Origin of the sequence: Pseudomonas sp. TREG-RG-20F-10-E-6-01 (genome assembly GCF_022662455.1) — a bacterium.
GTDB lineage: Bacteria > Pseudomonadota > Gammaproteobacteria > Pseudomonadales > Pseudomonadaceae > Aquipseudomonas.
On sequence record NZ_JAKNQP010000001.1, the window covers coordinates 1,143,936 to 1,163,229 of the forward strand.

Sequence of the window (19,294 nt, forward strand, 5' to 3'; positions counted from 1 at the left end):
CTTTTGCATTGTTATGAGTTCACCCCCTTTATCCAATGGACGGGTAATCGCTCATGACAACCTTCACTGTTTTTTTCTGCGGCACTGGCTCAACCAAGTTTGACGATACTCACGCAAGTTATTGGAACGGTGAGTTGATTTCCACGCTGGCGCAAAACACTCAAAGCGTCAGTAAGGAGTTTGCCGAATGGATTGTTATCGACGGCCCCGGCAGCGGCAACTTGCAGGCCGATGAGATGTTCTCCGAGTCTGGCAATTATCTTCAGTTAAAGGGCACCGCCCTGGGCTCCGGCTGGGAAGAAAATGTGGCTCACGCGATTAACATCATGAAGGGCACGTTTACCTGGCAGCGCGAAAAACTGACGGAGGAAAACTACACCCAACTGCAAAAAGCCGGCATTCCGATTGAAGACGTCAAAGTGACCGGCAGTTGGTATTGGCGCACTTACGATTACGGTACGCGCAAAGTAACGCAGCAGCAGTTGCAAGAGCAGATCATCAAGACCTTCCGAAAAGACGGCATCATTCCCACACGCGTCAACCTGGTCGGCTGGAGCCGCGGCGGGATCAGCTGCCACATGCTGGCCAACGCCATGCTCAACGACAGCGTCTTGAAGAATGTGCCGGTCAATATCTTCGCTGTCGACCCGGTTCCGGGACTTTTAAACTTCCAGAGCAGTCGAGTAACGCTCGGCAGCAACGTCAAAGAGTACGTCGGTTTTTACGCCAGGGACGAGCGATCTTCCGGCTTCGCATGCGTGGTACCCGCCTTTGATAAAAGTACCCATGTTCATATCTATCCAATGCCCGGGCGCCACGCGACCTTGGTGGGTAATGCTGCCCCCGATGGAAACCAGGGTGCCAAGGTGTATGCCGAACCCGGCGAGATTGTTCGTCACTTTGCAGAAACTTGCCTGACGCGATGGGGTGTGCGCCTGGAAAAGAAACTCAACCTCACGCCCGGCCAGATAAATGACCGTCTTACAAAGATGAATAATGATTTGAGCGGGTACGTGGCGATGCGTAATACGGTTTACACCACCCGCACGTCGACTGCAGGTGAGCGCAGCATTACCAAGGGCAGCAGCGATATTAAATTCACCGCCGCGAGCGGCACCGATTACCTGCCAGGACAGGGACTTTCAATAGACAAGATAGTGGACAGCGACTATTTCAAAGACATCGCGTGATTCTTATAAGGGAACAGGTTGAGCGTTTACAGCCCTCCCGTCAGGCGGTGCATACCTGACGGGAGGGACCGTGCTTCAGGCCGAATCAGGTATCGCTGTCACCTTGATCGCTATCATCGTCATCCGGGGCTTGCTGGTCGTCATCATCCTTGGAACCGCCTTGGTCCTCATCGCCTGGTTCGGCTTCCGACTTGGCCAGCTGCAGTCCCTTGCCCTGCGCTGTCTGCACCGCCGAAAAGCCCGTCTGACTGCCTTGCACCGGGTTATGCGCCCAGGCCGTCGACATCCCCAACGACAACAGCACCAGCACTTTTATCAACAGCACTACACGTTGAAAAATACTCATGGTCGATTTCCGTCCAGTCAGTAGATGAATCCTGCACGACAGCGTTTTACCGTCGCCAGGTTAGAAGCTAGTCCCAATGCCGGGTTTGCGCCAGGCTTCAGGTGTCGCCATCGTCGTAGGTGTCGCTGTCCTCGCCTTCGTTATAAGGGTTTTCTGCGTCTTCCTTCGGCGCGGGTTGGGCTTGGGGTTGCCAACTGCCGGAGTTGACCTCCTTTTGCTTTTTTTTGCTGACGGGGCCGGTGTCCTTCCACTGGGGGGTTCCGGCATCCGCCAGCGCCGCGGTGTGAGCCAAAGCAGTGGACAGCCCCAAGGCCCCCAGCAGCACCACATGAATGGCGCGTTGAGTTATACGCAAGGTCGCCTCCTGATCCGTCGCTGATTGGGTGAAGTAGTTGAAACGCTAGACCGGATGCGGACTTCTCGCCAATGCCGCTGACAGATGAGGATCAAATGTGGGAGCTGGCTTGCCACATTGAGTCAGCGGCGCGCCCACAAAAAAGGGCGAAGCCATGACAGCTTCGCCCTTTTTGTACCGCTCAGACCTTAATGGTGCTCACGCGTCGCGCGGAATTTCACATCCGGCCAGCGCTCTTCCATCAATGCCAGGTTCACGCGGGTCGGGGCCAGGTAGGTCAGGTGACCGCCGCCGTCCACTGCCAGGTTTTCCACAGCCTTGTTGGAGAACTCTTCCAGCTTCTTCTTATCGCTGCAATCGATCCAGCGCGCGGAGTACACGGTGATTGGCTCGTAGGAGCATTCAACCTTGTATTCCTCTTTCAGGCGGCTGGCGACCACATCGAACTGCAACACGCCGACGGCGCCAAGGATGATGTCGTTGCTGCGCTCGGGGAAAAACACCTGGGTGGCACCCTCTTCCGCCAATTGCTGCAGGCCCTGGCGCAGTTGCTTGGATTTGAGCGGGTCGCGCAGGCGTACGCGGCGGAACAGTTCCGGGGCGAAGTGCGGGATACCGGTGAAGCCCAGCACTTCGCCTTCGGTGAAGGTGTCGCCGATCTGGATGGTGCCGTGGTTGTGCAAGCCGATGATGTCGCCGGCGTAGGCTTCTTCGAGCTGTTCACGCTCGGAGGAGAAGAACGTCAGGGCATCGCCGATGCGCAGGTCCTTGCCGGTGCGCACGTGGCGCATCTTCATGCCTTTTTCGTATTTGCCGGAGCAGATACGCATGAAGGCGATACGGTCGCGGTGCTTGGGGTCCATGTTCGCCTGGATCTTGAACACAAAGCCGGTGAATTTCTCTTCGACCGGTTCCACGGTGCGCTCATTGGCAACCCGGGCCAGAGGCTTCGGCGCCCAGTTCACGACGGCGTCGAGTACGTGGTCGACACCGAAGTTGCCCAACGCAGTACCGAAGAACACCGGGGTCAGCTGGCCGTCGAGGAATTCCTGCTGGTTGAACTCATGGCAGGCGCCCTGCACCAGCTCCAGTTGATCAACAAAGCGGTCGTACTCGTCACCCAGGTGGGCGCGGGCTTCGTCGGAGTCGAGCTTCTCGATGATTTTCACATCGGTGCGCTCGTGGCCGTGGCCAGCGGTGTAAACGATGATGTAGTCGTCGGCCAGGTGGTACACGCCCTTGAAGTCGCGGTAGCAACCAATCGGCCAAGTGATCGGCGCGGCCTTGATCTTCAGGACCGCTTCGATTTCATCGAGCAACTCGATCGGGTCGCGAATATCGCGGTCGAGTTTGTTGATGAAGCTGACGATTGGCGTGTCACGCAGGCGGCACACGTCCATCAGCGCAATGGTACGTGGCTCAACGCCCTTACCGCCGTCGAGGACCATCAAGGCCGAGTCCACCGCGGTCAGGGTGCGGTAGGTGTCTTCGGAGAAGTCTTCGTGGCCCGGGGTGTCGAGCAGGTTGACCATGTGGTCGCGATACGGGAACTGCATGACCGACGTGGTAATGGAAATACCCCGTTGTTTTTCCATTTCCATCCAGTCGGAGGTGGCATGGCGGTCGGATTTGCGGGATTTCACCGTGCCGGCCACTGCGATTGCCTTGCCCATCAGCAGGAGCTTCTCGGTGATGGTGGTTTTACCGGCATCGGGGTGGGAAATAATGGCGAAAGTGCGGCGTTTCGCGACTTCGGCGGCCTGGTGGGTCATGGGAAATCGCCTGGCAGGTGAGTCAAAAAAGGGCGGCGAGTATAGCGCAAACCCAGGGAGCCAGACCACCGTTCACCCGATTGGGGGTGGCTAAATGCTGCCAAGTGTGGAACCTTTTAAAAGGTAGAGACGTCCACTCCCCTGCTACCGCACTCGTACCAGGGGCTGAAAAATCAGCAAGTTAGCCTGACGAGGCTGCGCTCATGGCTTGATCGCATACCGCGTTGCCGGTATCGGCGAGCTGCTTTTCGCGAACTCATTCGCCGACAGCCAGGAATGGCATTGCCGCTCGGAAATGTGTTCGCCGACAAAAGAAAAAAAGGAGTCCGCCTGTGGCTATTCGCTATGGCAAAGGGCTGATAGGAGGAGCGGTTGTCGTCGCTCTCCTGGCCCTGCTGGTCCACTGGATCGGCATCAACACGATCGAACTGTACCGCGACGATTTGTTGTTTTACCTGCAAGCACACCTGATCCTCGTTCTTGTCTCCATGCTGGCTGCCCTCGTTGTAGGCATCCCCGCCGGTATCCTGCTCAGCCGACCGAACATGGTCGGGCGTGCAGAACGTTTCATGCAGATCTTCAACATCGGCAACACCGTCCCTCCCCTGGCCGTACTGGCCATCGCCCTCGGCGTCCTCGGCATCGGCAGTGGCCCGGCCATCTTCGCGTTGTTCCTCGCCTCGTTACTGCCCATTGTGCGCAACACCTACGAAGGCCTCAAAAACGTTCAAGGCTCGCTGAAAGAAGCCGCCACCGGCATCGGCATGACGCCGCGCCAGGTGCTGTTTCGCGTGGAATTGCCCAACGCCGTGCCGATCATCATCGGCGGTGTGCGCGTGGCCCTGGCGATCAACGTCGGCACCGCACCGCTGGCGTTCCTGATTGGTGCCAACAGCCTGGGCAGCCTGATCTTCCCCGGCATCGCCCTGAACAATCAGCCGCAACTGCTGCTCGGCGCCGCGTGCACCGCGCTGCTGGCATTGCTGCTTGACGGTCTGGTGACCATGGCCAGCCGCCTCTGGCTGGAACGCGGGTTGCGTCCGTCTTAAGGCTTGGCAAAGGAATTCACATGAAAAAACTGACATTGATATTGAGCTGCGTCCTGCTGTTCGCAGGTTTTGCGCAAGCCGCTGAAAAACCGGTGATCCGCATCGGCGCACGGGTGTTCACCGAACAGACCCTGCTCGCCGAAATCACCTCCCAGTACCTGCGCACCAAGGGTTACGACACCCGCGTGACCGGCGGCCTGGGCAGCAACCTGGCGCGCAGTGCCCAGGAAAGCGGGCAACTGGACCTGATCTGGGAATACACCGGCGTGTCGCTGGTGGCCTACAACCATGTGGACGAGAAGCTCGACAGCGAACAGTCCTACGCCCGAGTCAAAGAACTCGATGCGAAAAAAGGCCTGGTCTGGCTCTCCCCGTCGAAATTCAGCAACACCTACGCCTTGGCGTTGCCGGAAAACGTGGCCAAGGAATTCCCGCAGATCAACAGCATCAGCGACCTGACCCAAGCCCTGGCCGAGAAAACCAAAGGCACGCGCCTGGTGGCCCTGGACACCGAGTTCGCCAACCGTTCCGACGGCATGGCCGGCATGGTCAAGCTGTATGACATGAACCTGACCCGCAAAAACACCCGGCAGATGGACGCCGGCCTGGTCTACACCGCGCTGCGTAATGGCCAGGTGTTTGCCGGGTTGGTCTACACCACCGACGGTCGCCTGAACGCCTTCAAATTGAAGCTGCTGGAAGACGACAAACACTACTTCCCGGACTACACCGCTGCGCCGGTGGTGCGTCAGGTTTATCTCGACGCTCACCCGCAATTGGCCGCCGACCTGAAACCGCTGGCCGCGCTGTTCGACGACGCAACCATGCGCCAGCTGAACGCGCGGGTCGACGTTGACCATGAAAGCCCGTCCGCCGTGGCCGCAGACTTCCTGCGCCAACATCCCATCAGCCAATAAGAGGAGAAGACATGGAATTTCTGAACGCCTTTTCCCATCTTGATTGGGCCCAGGTCCTGCACCTGACCTGGCAGCACATTACCCTGGTCGGCATTGCCGTCATTCTGGCAATCGTCGTGGGCGTGCCGCTGGGCGTGCTGATGACGCGCTTCCCGACCCTGGCCGGCCCGCTGCAAGCCAGCGCCACCGTGCTGCTGACCGTGCCGTCGATCGCGCTGTTCGGCCTGCTGCTGCCGTTCTACTCCAAGTTCGGCCAGGGCCTGGGGCCAATGCCGGCGATCACCGCGGTGTTCCTCTACTCGCTGCTGCCGATCATGCGTAACACCTACCTGGCCCTGACGGGCGTGGAACCGGGCATCCGCGAAGCCGCCAAAGGCATCGGCATGACCTTCGGCCAGCGCCTGCGCATGGTTGAACTGCCCATCGCCGTGCCCGTGATCCTTGCCGGTGTGCGCACCGCCGTGGTGATGAACATTGGTGTAATGACCATCGCCGCCACCATCGGCGCCGGTGGCCTGGGTGTACTTATTCTGGCTTCCATCAGCCGCAGCGACATGTCGATGCTGATCGTTGGCGCCGTGCTGGTCAGTCTTCTGGCCATCTTCGCCGACCTGCTTCTGCAATGGCTGCAACGCTCGCTGACTCCAAAAGGACTGCTCAAATGATCGAACTTCAAAACCTGACCAAGACTTTTCAAAGCAACGGCAAAACCGTATCTGCCGTGAACGACGTAAGCCTGACCGTCAATGAAGGCGAGATTTGCGTGTTCCTCGGCCCATCGGGTTGCGGCAAAAGCACCACGCTGAAAATGATCAACCGCCTGATCAAGCCCACCTCGGGCAAGATTTTGATCAACGGCGAAGACACCACCGACCTGGATGAGGTGACCCTGCGTCGCAACATCGGTTATGTGATCCAGCAGATCGGCCTGTTCCCGAACATGACCATCGAGGAAAACATCGTGGTCGTACCCAAGCTGCTCGGCTGGGACAAGCAGAAATGCCACGACCGCGCCCGCGAGTTGATGAGCATGATCAAGCTGGAGCCCAAGCAGTATCTGCATCGCTACCCGCGTGAACTGTCGGGCGGCCAGCAACAGCGCATCGGCGTGATCCGTGCGTTGGCGGCCGATGCGCCGCTGCTGCTGATGGACGAGCCGTTCGGCGCGGTTGACCCGATCAACCGCGAGATGATCCAGAACGAATTCTTCGAGATGCAGCGCGCGCTGAACAAGACCGTGATCATGGTCAGCCACGACATCGACGAAGCGATCAAGCTGGGCGACAAGATCGCGATCTTCCGCGCCGGCAAGCTGCTGCAGATCGACCACCCGGACACGCTGCTGGCGCACCCGGCTGACGAGTTCGTGAGCAATTTCGTCGGCCAAGACAGCACGCTGAAGCGCCTGCTGCTGGTGAAAGCCGAGGACGCGGCGGACAACGCCCCGTCGGTGAGCCCCGAAACCCCGGTGGCCGAGGCCCTGGAGCTGATGGACGAAACGGACCGTCGCTACGTGGTGGTCACCTGTGCCGAGAACAAGGCGCTGGGTTATGTACGACGTCGCGACCTGCACCGTCAGACCGGTACCTGCGGCCAGTACTTGCGCGAGTTCAACGCCACGGCGGCGTATGACGAGCACTTGCGCATCCTGTTGTCGCGCATGTACGAGTTCAATCGCTCGTGGTTGCCGGTGATGGACGCGGAGCGGGTGTTCCTGGGTGAAGTGACTCAGGAATCGATTGCCGAGTACCTGAGTTCCGGTAAGTCGCGTGGCGGCAAGACCAGTATTGTCTCCCCTGCCGAGACCGCCCTGGCCTGATCTGAAACACCCCAGGTCAACCTGTGGGAGGGGGCTTGCCCCCGATGACGGTGTGTCAGTCACTTCATCAGTCACTGATCCACCCCTATCGGGGGCAAGCCCCCTCCCACATTTGCTCGCTGAAATCCCGCCGATTTAGCCCATCCGGGGAACATCAATCCGTCACACCGGTCGGTTACATAAGTAGCTGCACGAGGTCCTGCGACGAACGCGTGCAAAAACGCGACATTTTTAGTTGATCTATAGCCCCTCACGTCCTAAAGTTCGCGCCGAACGTCCATGCTGGAAACGATCCATCCGGCTCAAGTACTGACGACGAGACAGCAAGGCCAAGGGAAGCGGTGATTCCCGTGGCCTTTTTGCTTTCGGCGACATGCCTTGGGAAGTAGGCGAACCAAAGTGGGGATACGGAGGACGTTCATTTGCACCCATTGATCAAATTAGTTTGCCCTTAGGAGTTCCCAGCATGTCGATCAACGTCGAAGATTATTTCGCGCGCGCCACGTTTGACAAAATGAAGGCGTTCGCCGACAAGCAAGAAACCCCATTCGTGGTGATCGACACCGCGATGATCAGCCAGGCCTACGATGACCTGCGCGCCGGTTTCGAATTCGCCAAAGTCTATTACGCGGTCAAGGCCAACCCTGCCGTCGAGATCATCGACCTGTTGAAAGACAAGGGTTCGAGCTTCGACATCGCCTCGATCTACGAGCTGGACAAGGTCATGGACCGTGGCGTCAGCCCCGACCGTATCAGCTACGGCAACACCATCAAGAAATCCAAGGACATCCGCTACTTCTACGAGAAGGGCGTGCGCCTGTTCTCCACCGACTCCGAAGCCGACCTGCGCAACATCGCCAAGGCCGCGCCGGGCTCGAAAGTCTATGTGCGTATCCTCACCGAAGGCTCGACCACGGCTGACTGGCCGCTGTCGCGCAAATTCGGCTGCCAGACCGACATGGCCATGGACCTGCTGATCCTCGCCCGTGACCTGGGCCTGGTGCCATACGGCATCTCCTTCCACGTCGGCTCGCAGCAGCGCGACATCAGCGTGTGGGACGCGGCGATCGCCAAGGTCAAAGTGATCTTCGAACGCCTGAAAGAAGAAGACGGCATTCATCTGAAGCTGATCAACATGGGCGGTGGCTTCCCGGCCAACTACATCACCCGCACCAACAGCCTGGAAACCTACGCCGAAGAAATCATCCGCTTCCTCAAGGAAGATTTCGGCGACGACCTGCCGGAAATCATCCTGGAACCAGGCCGTTCGTTGATCGCCAACGCCGGCATCCTGGTCAGCGAAGTGGTGTTGGTGGCGCGTAAATCCCGCACCGCCGTCGAGCGTTGGGTGTACACCGATGTGGGCAAGTTCTCCGGCCTGATCGAAACCATGGACGAAGCCATCAAGTTCCCGATCTGGACCGAGAAAAAAGGCGAGATGGAAGAAGTGGTCATCGCCGGCCCTACCTGCGACAGCGCCGACATCATGTACGAAAACTACAAGTACGGCCTGCCGCTGAACCTGGCGATTGGTGACCGTCTGTACTGGCTGTCGACCGGTGCGTACACCACCAGCTACAGCGCTGTGGAATTCAATGGCTTCCCGCCGTTGAAGTCTTACTACGTGTAAGCAATTCGCACACAAAAAACCCATGACATGTCATGGGTTTTTTTGGTCAGGACAGGCTCGCGGCGCGCTGTTGGTAGGCCTCGGCCATCGCCCGGACCTGCGGATCACTGGCTGCGGCCAACGCGGTGTGAGCCGTTCGCAAAAACTTCAGATTGCCGCCCGCCAGCGCCTTGCGCAGCCACGCCAATGCCTCGTCGATTCGGCCTCGGTCAGCCAATATCGCGGCATAGCTGAACTGCCCGCGAAAATCCCCGCCCTCGGCTGAACGCCGATACCACTCGACAGCCGCCTCAAAATCCCTCGGGCAAGAGTGGCCGTCTTCCAAATAACGCCCCAGCAGGTTCATCGACTTGGCGTGGCCCTGCTCCGCAGCCAGCCGATACAACCCCAGCGCCTGCGCTCGGTCTTCGTCGACACCACGACCGGTGGCCAGCAAATTGGCATAGTTGTACTGGCCCCAATCCAACCCGGCCTCTGCCGCCAGGCGATACTCCCGCGCAGCCGCCGCCTCATCAACGGCGCAGCCCCAGCCATGTTCCAGGCAACGCCCGGCCATATTGCGTGCCATCAACTGCCCGCCGTTAGCGGCGATCTGGAACCAGCGCAGCGCCAGCGCTTCATCGCGCGCAATGCCGCGCCCTTCCAGCAGGATTTGCCCCAGCAAGGCCTGGGCGTCTACCACGCCCGCCTTGGCGGCCATCAAAATCGCCTGGGCGGCGCGCACCGGGGAATCGTCGAGCATGCTTTGCAGTTGCTCGACGTTGAGCACTTCTTCACGGCGCAATAAAAAGCCCATGTCAGACCTCGACCCAGCGGCGCAACAGGTTGTGGTACGTGCCGGTGAGCTGGATCAGCGCTGGATGGTCGGGAACATCGCGGGTCAGTTGCTGGATGGCGCCGTCCATCTCGAACAGCAAGGTGCGCTGGCTGTCTTCACGCACCAGGCTTTGGGTCCAGAAGAACGAAGCGTAACGCGCGCCACGGGTTACGGCGTTGACCTTGTGCAGGCTCGAGCCCGGGTACAGCACCATGTCGCCGGCCGGGAGTTTGACCCGCTGCAGGCCGAAGGTGTCCTGGATCTCCAGCTCGCCGCCGTCGTATTCCTCTGGATCACTGAAAAACAGCGTGGACGACAGGTCCGTGCGCACCCGTTCGTGGCTGCCCCGCGCCTGGCGCACGGCGTTGTCGATATGGAAGTCGAAACTGCCACCGGCCGTGTAGCAATTGAGCAAAGGCGGGAAGACCTTGTGCGGTAACGCCGCTGACATAAACAGCGGGTTTTTCCACAAACGCTCGAGCATCGCCGCGCCAATTTCCTTGGCCAGCGGGTGGCCTTCGGGCAATTGCAGGTTGTGTTTGGCTTTGGCGGACTGATGCCCGGCGGTGATTTTACCGTCGGCCCACTCGGTGCTTTCCAAGGCTTGGCGAATGCGCAGCACCTCCTCGCGAGAGAACAGGCCGGGAATGTGCAGCATCAGGGGCAGTACCTGGAGGCAGAGAGGCGCCAATGGTATTGATTCTTATCCGCCCTGTAAAACGCGGGAGACGAACTAGTTGGTAAAAACCGTAAGCAAAAAGTGTAAAGAATGTAAATTCAGTGCGAATAGTAATGTATCGCAATTGATAGAAACTCTTGTTGACCCTATATTCCGCGGCCTTACAACCTTGGGGAAGGGACACGTCAATGTCGCGCACACTGCTAAAAACACCAGCCAGTTCACCACGCATGCTGGCTTCGGCCATCGGCGTCGCACTCAGCGCCAGCTCTGCCGCCCAATTGGCACAAGCGGCCGAGAGCACCGAACAGAAAGGCGAGCGCAACAGCATCTCCCTGGGCGCCACCAGCATTACCGGCCAGGAGCAGGACAACACGTCCTACCAGGTGGAAAAAGCCGCTTCGCAAAAGTACACCGCGCCATTGGTAGACACCCCGCGCTCGGTGACCGTGGTGCCGCAACAAGTGCTCAAGGACACCGCCGCCACCTCGTTGCAGGACGCCTTGCGCACTGTACCGGGCATTACTTTCGGCGCCGGTGAAGGCGGTAACCCTCAGGGCGACCGTCCGTTCATTCGCGGCTTTGATGCCCAGGGCGACACTTATCTGGACGGCGTGCGCGACACCGGCGGCCAGAGCCGCGAGATCTTCGACATCGAATCGATTGAAGTCAGCAAAGGCCCGAACTCCTCGTTCGGCGGTCGCGGCTCGGCGGGCGGCAGCATCAACCTGGTGAGCAAAACGCCACAGGCGCGCGACTTCACCAACGGCGGTTTCACCTACGGCTCCGACCAGACCCGCCGCTACGTGCTCGACGTGAACCGCCAGTTCCTCGACAACGCCGCGTTTCGCTTGAACCTGATGAGCCACGAGCAGAACGTGGCTGGCCGCGATGTCATCGACTATGACCGCTGGGGTGTTGCGCCGTCGCTGACCTTCGGCCTGGGCACGCCGACGCGCGTCAACTTCAGCTACTACCACATGGAAAGCAACGACCTGCCGGACTCGGGCATTCCCTACGGCTACAGCTCGCCGACCGCCACGGCCCACGGGCACGACAAACCCACCGATGGCGGCGACAGCAACAACTTCTACGGCTTGAAGGACCGCGACTTCCGCAAGACCCGCGCCGATATCAGCACGTTCTCCATCGAGCACGACCTGAACGACAACATGACGCTGAAAAACACCCTTCGCCATGGCAGCACCGGCCAGGACTACGTGCTCACTCAGCCGGACGACAGCCAGCGCAACGTCAGCCGTTTCGGCACCGTGTGGCGCCGTGCCAACACGCGAGTGTCGACCACCGACACCACCCCCAACCAGACGGACCTGTTCGGCAATTTCCAGCTTGCGGGCATGAAGCACTCGTACTCCACCGGCCTGGAATTCACCGGCGAAGAAACCCGCGTCAGCGGCTACACGGTCAGCCCGAACGCCAACCCGACCTGCACCGTGGCCAAAGGCAGCCTGGGCGGGCAGTGCACCTTACTGAGCAACCCGACGCCGGACGACGCCTGGACTGGCAGCGTCGCGCGCAACTACTACGGCACCAACACCAAGGCCACCAGCCGCGCCGCCTACGTGTTCGATACCATTGAGCTGGACCCGAAATGGCTGTTGAACCTGGGCCTGCGCTACGACACCTTCGACACCGAAGCCAACACCAACGCCGCCGCGGGGCGCAGCAAAATCAAGGACGACAGCCAGTTCTTCAACTGGCAGGCGGGCCTGGTCTGGAAGCCGCTGGAGAACGGCAGCATTTACACCTCCTACGCCACCTCGGCATCGCCTGCCGGCGGCATGGTCGGTGAAGGCCAGGAAACCAACGGCTTCGTCACCGGCATCAACACCAGCGACCTGAAACCCGAAGAAACCGTCAACTACGAACTGGGCACCAAGTGGGACCTGTTCCACAACCGCCTGTCCCTGACCGGCGCGATCTTCCGTACCGAGAAGAAAAACACACGCATTCTGGTGGACTCCAACACCTACGAAACCGCGGGCGAATCGCGAGTGGACGGCATCGAACTGTCCGCCAGCGGCAAGCTCACCGAACAATGGCAAGTGTTCGCCGGCTACAGCTACCTGAAAAGCGAGCTGGTTGACCCCGGCAAAAACGGCAACCGCCAGGGTGTCGTCACTGCCGGTTCCAACCAGGGCAACCAAATGCCCAACACGCCGAAAAACACCTTCAGCCTGTGGACCACCTATGACATCACGCCAAAGCTGACCATCGGCGGCGGCGCGTTCTACGTCGACCAGGTTTACGGCGATGCGGCCAACACCGTTTACGTGCCGTCCTACACGCGCTACGACGCCATGGCCAGCTACAAGCTGACCAAGAACGTCGACCTGCAATTGAACGTGCAAAACCTGACCGACAAGACCTACTACGACAAAGCTTACGCGGCGCACTTCGCCAACCAGGCGGCCGGTCGTACGGCGTTGTTGACCACCAGTTTCCACTTCTAAACGCGGCAAACTTCAGGCCCAAAGCCCCACGCATCGGATGCGTGGGGCTTTTGCGTGTAAAACAGAAGATTTCTCGTTAGCCCACGGCATAATGCGCGCCGTGACTTATATATCCAGATGAGCGAGGCGGTCCGACGTGTTGAAGAAAACCCTGTTCCAGTTGCACTGGTTCTTCGGCATTACCGCCGGGCTGGTGCTGGCATTGATGGGGATCACCGGGGCTGCGGTCTCGTTTCAGGATGAAATTCTGCGCGCGCTCAATCCGACCGTATTGAGCGTCGAAAAACGCGAAGCCGGCGTGCTGCCGCCTGCCGAACTGGTGCGCAAGCTGGAGGCCACCGAAGGCAAGACCGTGTCGATGCTGTGGGTGGAAAGCGACAGCGGCAACGCTGCGCGCGTGTTCTTCACGGCACCGCCGGGCGAGCGGCGTGGCCAGATGCGCTACTTCGACCCGTACACCGGCAACTACCTGGGCGACGCCGTCGGCCAGGACGTGTTCGGTTTCATCTTGCAGCTGCACCGCTTCCTGGCGGCTGGCGATACCGGCCGGCAAATCACTGGCGCCTGCACGCTGATCCTGGTGTTCTTCTGCCTGTCGGGCCTGTACCTGCGCTGGCCGCGCCAGGTGGCAAGCTGGCGCGCCTGGCTGACGCTGGACTGGCGCAAAAAGGGCCGCAGTTTCAACTGGGACCTGCACTCGGTGTTCGGCACCTGGTGCCTGCTGTTTTATCTATTGGCCGCGCTCACTGGCCTGTATTGGTCGTATGACTGGTACAACCAGGGCGTGACCAAACTGCTCTCCGACGCCCCGCAAAATGAACGCATGCGCAAGCGCGGCCCGCCGCCCGAGGGCCCGGCGCCGGTGGCCAACTACGACGCGATCTGGAGCAGCATTTACGCCAACGCCGGCCCCGGCTTGAGCGCCTACAACATCCGCATGCCGGCCGTCGCCGGGCAGCCGGCCATTGTGTATTACCTGCTCAACACATCGCCGCACGACCGCGCGCTGAACCAGATCAACCTCGACCCGGCCACCGGCGAGGTCAAGTCCCATGACCGCTACGCGAGCAAGACCTTCAAGTCGCAATTGCTCACCAGTGTCTACGCGCTGCACACCGGCAGCTACTTCGGCCTGGTAGGCCGCATCATCCTGACCGTCAGTGCGCTGTGCATGCCGCTGTTCTTTATTACCGGCTGGCTGCTGTACCTCGACCGCCGCCGCAAAAACCGCCAGGTACGCGATGCCCGCAAAGGCCTCGGCGCCAACCACAGCGACGCCCCGGCGTGGCTGATCGGCTTTGCCAGCCAGAGCGGCTTTGCCGAACAGCTTGCGTGGCAGACGGCCGGGCAATTACAGGCCGCCGGCCTGCCGGTGAAGGTGCAGCCGTTGGGCAGTGTCAGCCAGCAAGACCTGTGTGAGTCAGAACATGCACTGTTTGTGGTCAGCACCTTCGGCGACGGCGAAGCGCCCGACAGCGCCCGTGGTTTCGAACGCAGCGTGCTCGGCCAGGACCTGTCGCTCAAAGGCCTCAACTACTCGGTGCTGGCCCTGGGTGACCGCCAGTACGAACACTTCTGCGGCTTTGCCCGGCGCCTGCATTTCTGGCTAACCCATCAAGGCGGCAACCCGTTGTTCGCGCCTGTGGAAGTCGACAGCGGCGACACCGACGCGCTGCTGACCTGGCAACAGCAACTGGGCCAGCTCACCGGGCATGCGCCGGCATCCGCCTGGCAGACCGCCCAGTACGAAAACTGGACCCTGACCCGACGCACCCTGCTCAACCGCGACAGCGTCGGCTCGGACATCTACTTGCTCGGCCTCACACCGCCTGCGCCACACACTTGGCTGGCCGGCGACCTGGTGGAAATACTGCCGCGCAATTGCCCGTGGGCCATTGAACATTTCCTCGCCGGCCTGGGCCTGGCCGGCAGCGACGGCGTGTTGATCGAGGGCCTTGCGCAAACCCTCAACCAAGCCCTGGCGACCCGCCAATTGCCGGACAACCGCGCGCACTTGGTCGGCCTGCATGCCCAGGCACTGGTGAACGCCCTGGTGCCCCTGGGCATGCGCGAATACTCCATCGCCTCGATTGCCAGCGACGGCGTGCTGGAGCTGATCGTGCGCCAGGAACGTCACCCCGACGGCAGCCTGGGCCTGGGTTCCGGCTGGCTCACCGAACACGCCGCCCTCGGCTCAAGCATCAGCCTGCGCCTGCGTCGCAACAGTGGTTTCCATCTGCCTGAGGCGCCAGTGCCGCTGATCCTTTTGGGCAACGGCACCGGCCTTGCCGGCCTGCGCAGCTTGCTCAAGGCGCGCATTGCCGCTGGTCAGCAGCGCAACTGGCTGCTGTTTGGCGAGCGCAATATCGCCCACGACTATCTGTGCCAGGACGAGCTGCAAGGCTGGCTGGCCAGCGGCGATCTGGCCCTACTGGACCTGGCGTTTTCCCGCGATCAGCAAGAAAAAATCTACGTACAGGATCGCCTGCGCGAGTCGGCGGACGTGCTGCGTCGATGGCTGGCGGACGGCGCGGCCATTTATGTCTGCGGCAGTTTGCAGGGCATGGCGACGGGCGTGGACCAGGTGCTGCATGAGGTGCTGGGCAGCGAAGCAGTCGAGCGCCTGATCGAGCAAGGGCGCTATCGCCGGGATGTGTACTAAGCCCTCATAAACACCGAGGATCAAATGTGGGAGCTGGCTTGCCTGCGATGCAGGCACCTCGGTGTATCAGTGACACCAGGGTGATGCAATCGCAGGCAAGCCAGCTCCTACAGTGTTTAAGTGCATTGCAGGTCAGGCCGGCTGCAGCTTTTGCTCGAACACCGAGACCCCATCCAAGTCCCGCAAGATCACCGTCAACTCCGCCGTCTGCCCGTCAATCTGCACCTCACCAAAAAACTGAAACCCAGCCAGCGGCGAGGTGTTCTGCGCAGGCGGCGCCTTCTCGAACACCACCTGTGGGCCAAAGGTTTTATCCAGCGGGTTGGGCCCAAAACTCCCTGCATTCAAAGGCCCGGCCACAAATTCCCAGAACGGCTCGAAATCCTGAAACGCCGCCCGGTCGGGGTGGTAATGGTGCGCCGCGCAGTAGTGCACATCCGCCGTCAGCCACACATGGTTACGCACCTGCTGGGCACGCAGAAACCCCAACAGTTCGGCAATCTCCAGCTCACGGCCCTGGGCCGGGCCAGGGTCGCCATTGGCAATCGCTTCCCAACGCGGCACGCCGGGGCTGACCTCGCCATCCGGTACGCCAAGGCCGATGGGCATGTCGGCGGCGATGACCTTCCATTGCGCTTTTGAGGCCTTGAGTTCGCGCTTGAGCCAGTCCAGTTGCTCACGGCCCATGAACGGTTTTTCGCCACCCAGGTTGTCGTCGTTGGGGCCGCGGTAACTGCGCATGTCCAGTACGAACACATCCAGCAGCGGGCCGTAGCTGAGCTTGCGATAAATCCGCCCGCCGCCATCGGCGCTTTGCCGACGCATCGGTGAATACTCCAGCCAGGCCTGACGTGCGCGGCCGACCAGGGTGTTGATGTCCTTGGTCTGATAGCGCTCATCGAGTTGCTTGCTCGGCGACCAGTTATTCACCACCTCGTGATCGTCCCACTGCCAGATCTGCGGCACCTCGGCGTTGAAGCGGCGCACGTTTTCGTCGAGCAGGTTGTAGCGGTAATTGCCGCGGTATTCATCCAGGGTTTCGGCGACTTTGCTCTTGGCTTCGGTGGTGACGTTGCGCCAGATGCGTCCGCCTTCAACGCTCAGTTGCGCCGGCACCGGGCCGTCGGCGTAGATGGTGTCGCCGCTGTGGATAAAAAAGTCCGGCAGGCGCAGGCGCATCGCTTCGTAGATGCGCATGCCGCCGATGTCCGGGTTGATACCAAAGCCCTGGCCGACGGTGTCGCCGCTCCACACAAAACGGATGTCACGGCGTTGTTGCGGCACGCTGCGCAGGTGGCCGAACCACGGCTCGCTGGCGACGCCGGTCTGGGCGTCTTCAAAATGCACGCGGTAAAAGACCGCCTGGTCGACCGGTAACCCCGTGAGTTCGACGCGGGCAGTAAAGTCGGTGCGGCTGTCGGCCAGTGGCGAGATGAATTTTCGCGGGTTGCTGAACACGCTGCGGGTATCCCATTCCACCACCATCTTGGCCGGGCGGTCGCTGCGGCTCCAGATCATCGCGCGGTCGCCCAGCAGGTCGCCGGACTGCACACCATCGGTGAGTTGCGGCCGGTCCTTGACCGACGCGATCACCGCCGGCGCCAGGCCCGGCAGCAGCAGGCCGGCGCCGACGGCTTGCATCACGCGGCGACGGCCGAGATCGAAGTGGCTCATGCAGGTGCCCTCTTGAGTATCAAAAGGTCAACTAAAGCACGCGTGGATGAAGCGGATGTGACACCCGACTGGGCAGCCCCGAAGATCCAAATGTGGGAGCGGGCTTGCCCGCGAAAGCGCAATGTCAATCAACCAATACATTGACTGGCACACTGCTTTCGCGAGTAAGCCCGCTCCCAAATTTTTGGCCGGTGTCAGGCCTTTCCCGCAGCCACTGTGAGTTCCAGCGCCTCAGGGCGCTTGATCAGCGCATACACCAACCCCGTCAACAGGCTGCCGGCAACAATCGCCAGCAAGTACAGCAGGGCATGGTTCATCGCATTGGGAATGATCAGCACAAACAGGCCACCATGAGGCGCCGCCAGTTTGCAGCCGAAATACATCGACAGCGCGCCGGTCAAGGCGCCACCGGCGATGCTGGCCGGGATCACGCGCAGTGGGTCTTTGGCCGCAAACGGAATCGCGCCTTCGGAGATAAAGCACAGGCCCAGAATCATCGCGGCCTTGCCGGCTTCGCGCTCGGTCTGGGCGAACTTGCGCCGCGCCAGGAACGTGGCGATGCCCATGCCAATCGGCGGCACCATGCCAGCGGCCATGGTCGCGGCCATCGGCGCGCCGCTGGAAGCAGCCAGCAAGCCGACGGAAAACGCATACGCCGCCTTGTTGATCGGCCCACCCAAATCGACGCACATCATGCCGCCCAAGAGGATGCCCAGCAGCACCGCGTTGGTGGTGCCCATGGTGCTGAGAAAGTCGGTCAGGCTGGTGAGCAGCCGCGCAACCGGCGGGCCGACCAGATAAATCATCGCAAGGCCGGTGAACAAACTCGCCAGCAATGGAATGATCAGGATCGGCTTGAGCGCCTCCAGGCTCTGCGGCAATTTCACCGCGCGGGTGATCAACTTGACGCAATAACCGGCGAGGAAACCGGCGAAAATCCCGCCGATAAACCCCGCGCCCAACGTGCCCGCGAGCAGACCGCCAATCATGCCCGGCGCGAGGCCGGGGCGGTCGGCAATCGAGTAGGCGATATAGCCCGCCAGCAACGGCACCATCAGCATAAAGGCCTGGTCGCCGACGGTTTTGAGTGCCGCCGCCAAGGTGCCCTTTTCTTCAAAGGCATGAATGCCGAACACAAACGACAAGGCAATCAGCAACCCGCCGGCCACCACCATCGGCAACATGAACGACACACCGGTGAGCAGGTGTTTGTACACGCCGGTCTTTTCCGATTTTTTCGCCACCGCGCTGCCGGCCGCGCTTTCCACCGCGCCTTCGGCCAAGGCTTTGTTGAGCGTGGCTTCGGATTGCTTGAGGGCAATGCCGGTGCCACAGCGGTAAATCTTCTTGCCGGCGAAGCGCTCGGTGGCCACTTCAATGTCGGCCGCCAGCAATACCACATCGGCATTGGCGATGGCCTCCGGGCTCAAAGGCGTGCGCGCACCTACCGAGCCCTGGGTCTCGACCTGCAAGTCGTAGCCCAGGCGCTTGGCGGTTTGCTGCAAGGCTTCGGCCGCCATAAAGGTGTGCGCTACGCCGGTGGGGCAGGCCGTGACCGCGACGATACGCGGCGCGGACTTGGCTGCCTGCGGCGTCGCCACATAGACCTCAGCCTCTTCGGCGCCGCGACGCAATACTGCGTCCACATCCGCCAACGCCTGGGCCGGCGTGCTCTGGAACACGCGCTTGCCGACAAACCGCTGCATCTGCACCGGCGTGCTGCTGACCAGCAACACCCAATCGGCGTCATCGAGCGTGGCCTGGGACAACTGGCGTTCCGGGTGCTGCACGTCCACCACTTCGACGCTGGTGTGCAAGCCCTGGCGCTGCGCGGCGGCGTCCAACAAGCGGGCGCACAGCACACTGGTGACCATGCCGTTCGGGCAGGCGGTAACAATGGCTAACTTCAT

The 19,294-nt window shown here is 60.9% G+C and carries 15 protein-coding genes; 8 read left to right on the top strand and 7 right to left on the bottom strand.

Annotated elements, in window-relative coordinates; all coding sequences use genetic code 11:
* Positions 1–53 precede the first annotated feature (53 nt).
* Positions 54–1,190, top strand: a complete 1,137-nt coding sequence (locus L8K08_RS05390) for a hypothetical protein (RefSeq protein ID WP_242194738.1) — start codon at positions 54–56, stop codon at positions 1,188–1,190.
* Between the two features lie 85 nt (positions 1,191–1,275).
* Here the strand turns inward: L8K08_RS05390 and L8K08_RS05395 are convergent, their stop codons facing one another.
* From L8K08_RS05395 to L8K08_RS05405, 3 genes are all read right to left on the bottom strand, one after another.
* Complete coding sequence (locus L8K08_RS05395; protein ID WP_106578629.1) at positions 1,276–1,536, bottom strand: hypothetical protein; 261 nt, start codon at positions 1,534–1,536, stop codon at positions 1,276–1,278.
* 97 nt (positions 1,537–1,633) lie between these two features.
* The gene (locus L8K08_RS05400; protein ID WP_145165253.1) at positions 1,634–1,891 is read right to left on the bottom strand and encodes a hypothetical protein; all 258 of its coding nucleotides are present in this window, start codon (positions 1,889–1,891) and stop codon (positions 1,634–1,636) included.
* A gap of 188 nt (positions 1,892–2,079) precedes the next feature.
* Entirely contained in the window at positions 2,080–3,663 is a 1,584-nt protein-coding gene (locus tag L8K08_RS05405) for a peptide chain release factor 3 (protein WP_145165255.1), read from the bottom strand.
* A 332-nt stretch (positions 3,664–3,995) separates the two neighbouring features.
* Between L8K08_RS05405 and L8K08_RS05410 the strand changes: the two genes are divergently transcribed.
* The 5 genes from L8K08_RS05410 to L8K08_RS05430 all read left to right on the top strand — a co-directional run bounded on the left by L8K08_RS05410 (position 3,996) and on the right by L8K08_RS05430 (position 9,078).
* The gene (locus tag L8K08_RS05410; RefSeq protein WP_025856261.1) at positions 3,996–4,712 is read left to right on the top strand and encodes an ABC transporter permease; all 717 of its coding nucleotides are present in this window, start codon (positions 3,996–3,998) and stop codon (positions 4,710–4,712) included.
* Positions 4,713–4,732: 20 nt separating this feature from the next.
* Positions 4,733–5,629: a glycine betaine ABC transporter substrate-binding protein gene (locus tag L8K08_RS05415; protein WP_242194740.1), complete on the top strand. Its 897-nt coding sequence runs from the start codon at positions 4,733–4,735 to the stop codon at positions 5,627–5,629.
* Positions 5,630–5,640: 11 nt separating this feature from the next.
* Entirely contained in the window at positions 5,641–6,294 is a 654-nt protein-coding gene (locus L8K08_RS05420) for an ABC transporter permease (RefSeq protein WP_027604864.1), read from the top strand.
* Entirely contained in the window at positions 6,291–7,448 is a 1,158-nt protein-coding gene (locus L8K08_RS05425; protein ID WP_053131666.1) for an ABC transporter ATP-binding protein, read from the top strand. The genes L8K08_RS05420 and L8K08_RS05425 overlap by 4 nt, the downstream gene beginning before the upstream one ends.
* A gap of 466 nt (positions 7,449–7,914) precedes the next feature.
* Positions 7,915–9,078 (top strand): type III PLP-dependent enzyme, encoded by a 1,164-nt coding sequence (locus L8K08_RS05430; protein ID WP_053254366.1) that lies wholly within the window; start codon positions 7,915–7,917, stop codon positions 9,076–9,078.
* A gap of 46 nt (positions 9,079–9,124) precedes the next feature.
* On the opposite strand, the gene L8K08_RS05435 is transcribed toward L8K08_RS05430, so the two are convergent.
* Positions 9,125–9,874, bottom strand: a complete 750-nt coding sequence (locus L8K08_RS05435; protein WP_242194742.1) for a tetratricopeptide repeat protein — start codon at positions 9,872–9,874, stop codon at positions 9,125–9,127.
* A gap of 1 nt (position 9,875) precedes the next feature.
* The gene (locus tag L8K08_RS05440; protein ID WP_242195068.1) at positions 9,876–10,556 is read right to left on the bottom strand and encodes a Fe2+-dependent dioxygenase; all 681 of its coding nucleotides are present in this window, start codon (positions 10,554–10,556) and stop codon (positions 9,876–9,878) included.
* Between the two features lie 206 nt (positions 10,557–10,762).
* On the opposite strand from L8K08_RS05440, the gene L8K08_RS05445 reads away from it, so the two are divergent.
* Positions 10,763–13,048, top strand: coding sequence for a TonB-dependent siderophore receptor (locus tag L8K08_RS05445; RefSeq protein WP_242194744.1), 2,286 nt, complete (start codon positions 10,763–10,765; stop codon positions 13,046–13,048).
* Positions 13,049–13,184: 136 nt separating this feature from the next.
* A complete protein-coding gene (locus L8K08_RS05450; RefSeq protein WP_242194747.1) occupies positions 13,185–15,710 on the top strand; it encodes a sulfite reductase flavoprotein subunit alpha in 2,526 nt (841 codons plus the stop codon).
* A gap of 132 nt (positions 15,711–15,842) precedes the next feature.
* On the opposite strand, the gene L8K08_RS05455 is transcribed toward L8K08_RS05450, so the two are convergent.
* Together L8K08_RS05455 and L8K08_RS05460 are read right to left on the bottom strand one after the other, a co-directional pair.
* The gene (locus L8K08_RS05455; protein WP_242194750.1) at positions 15,843–17,384 is read right to left on the bottom strand and encodes an alkaline phosphatase D family protein; all 1,542 of its coding nucleotides are present in this window, start codon (positions 17,382–17,384) and stop codon (positions 15,843–15,845) included.
* A gap of 194 nt (positions 17,385–17,578) precedes the next feature.
* Positions 17,579–19,294: a PTS fructose-like transporter subunit IIB gene (locus L8K08_RS05460; RefSeq protein ID WP_242194753.1), complete on the bottom strand. Its 1,716-nt coding sequence runs from the start codon at positions 19,292–19,294 to the stop codon at positions 17,579–17,581.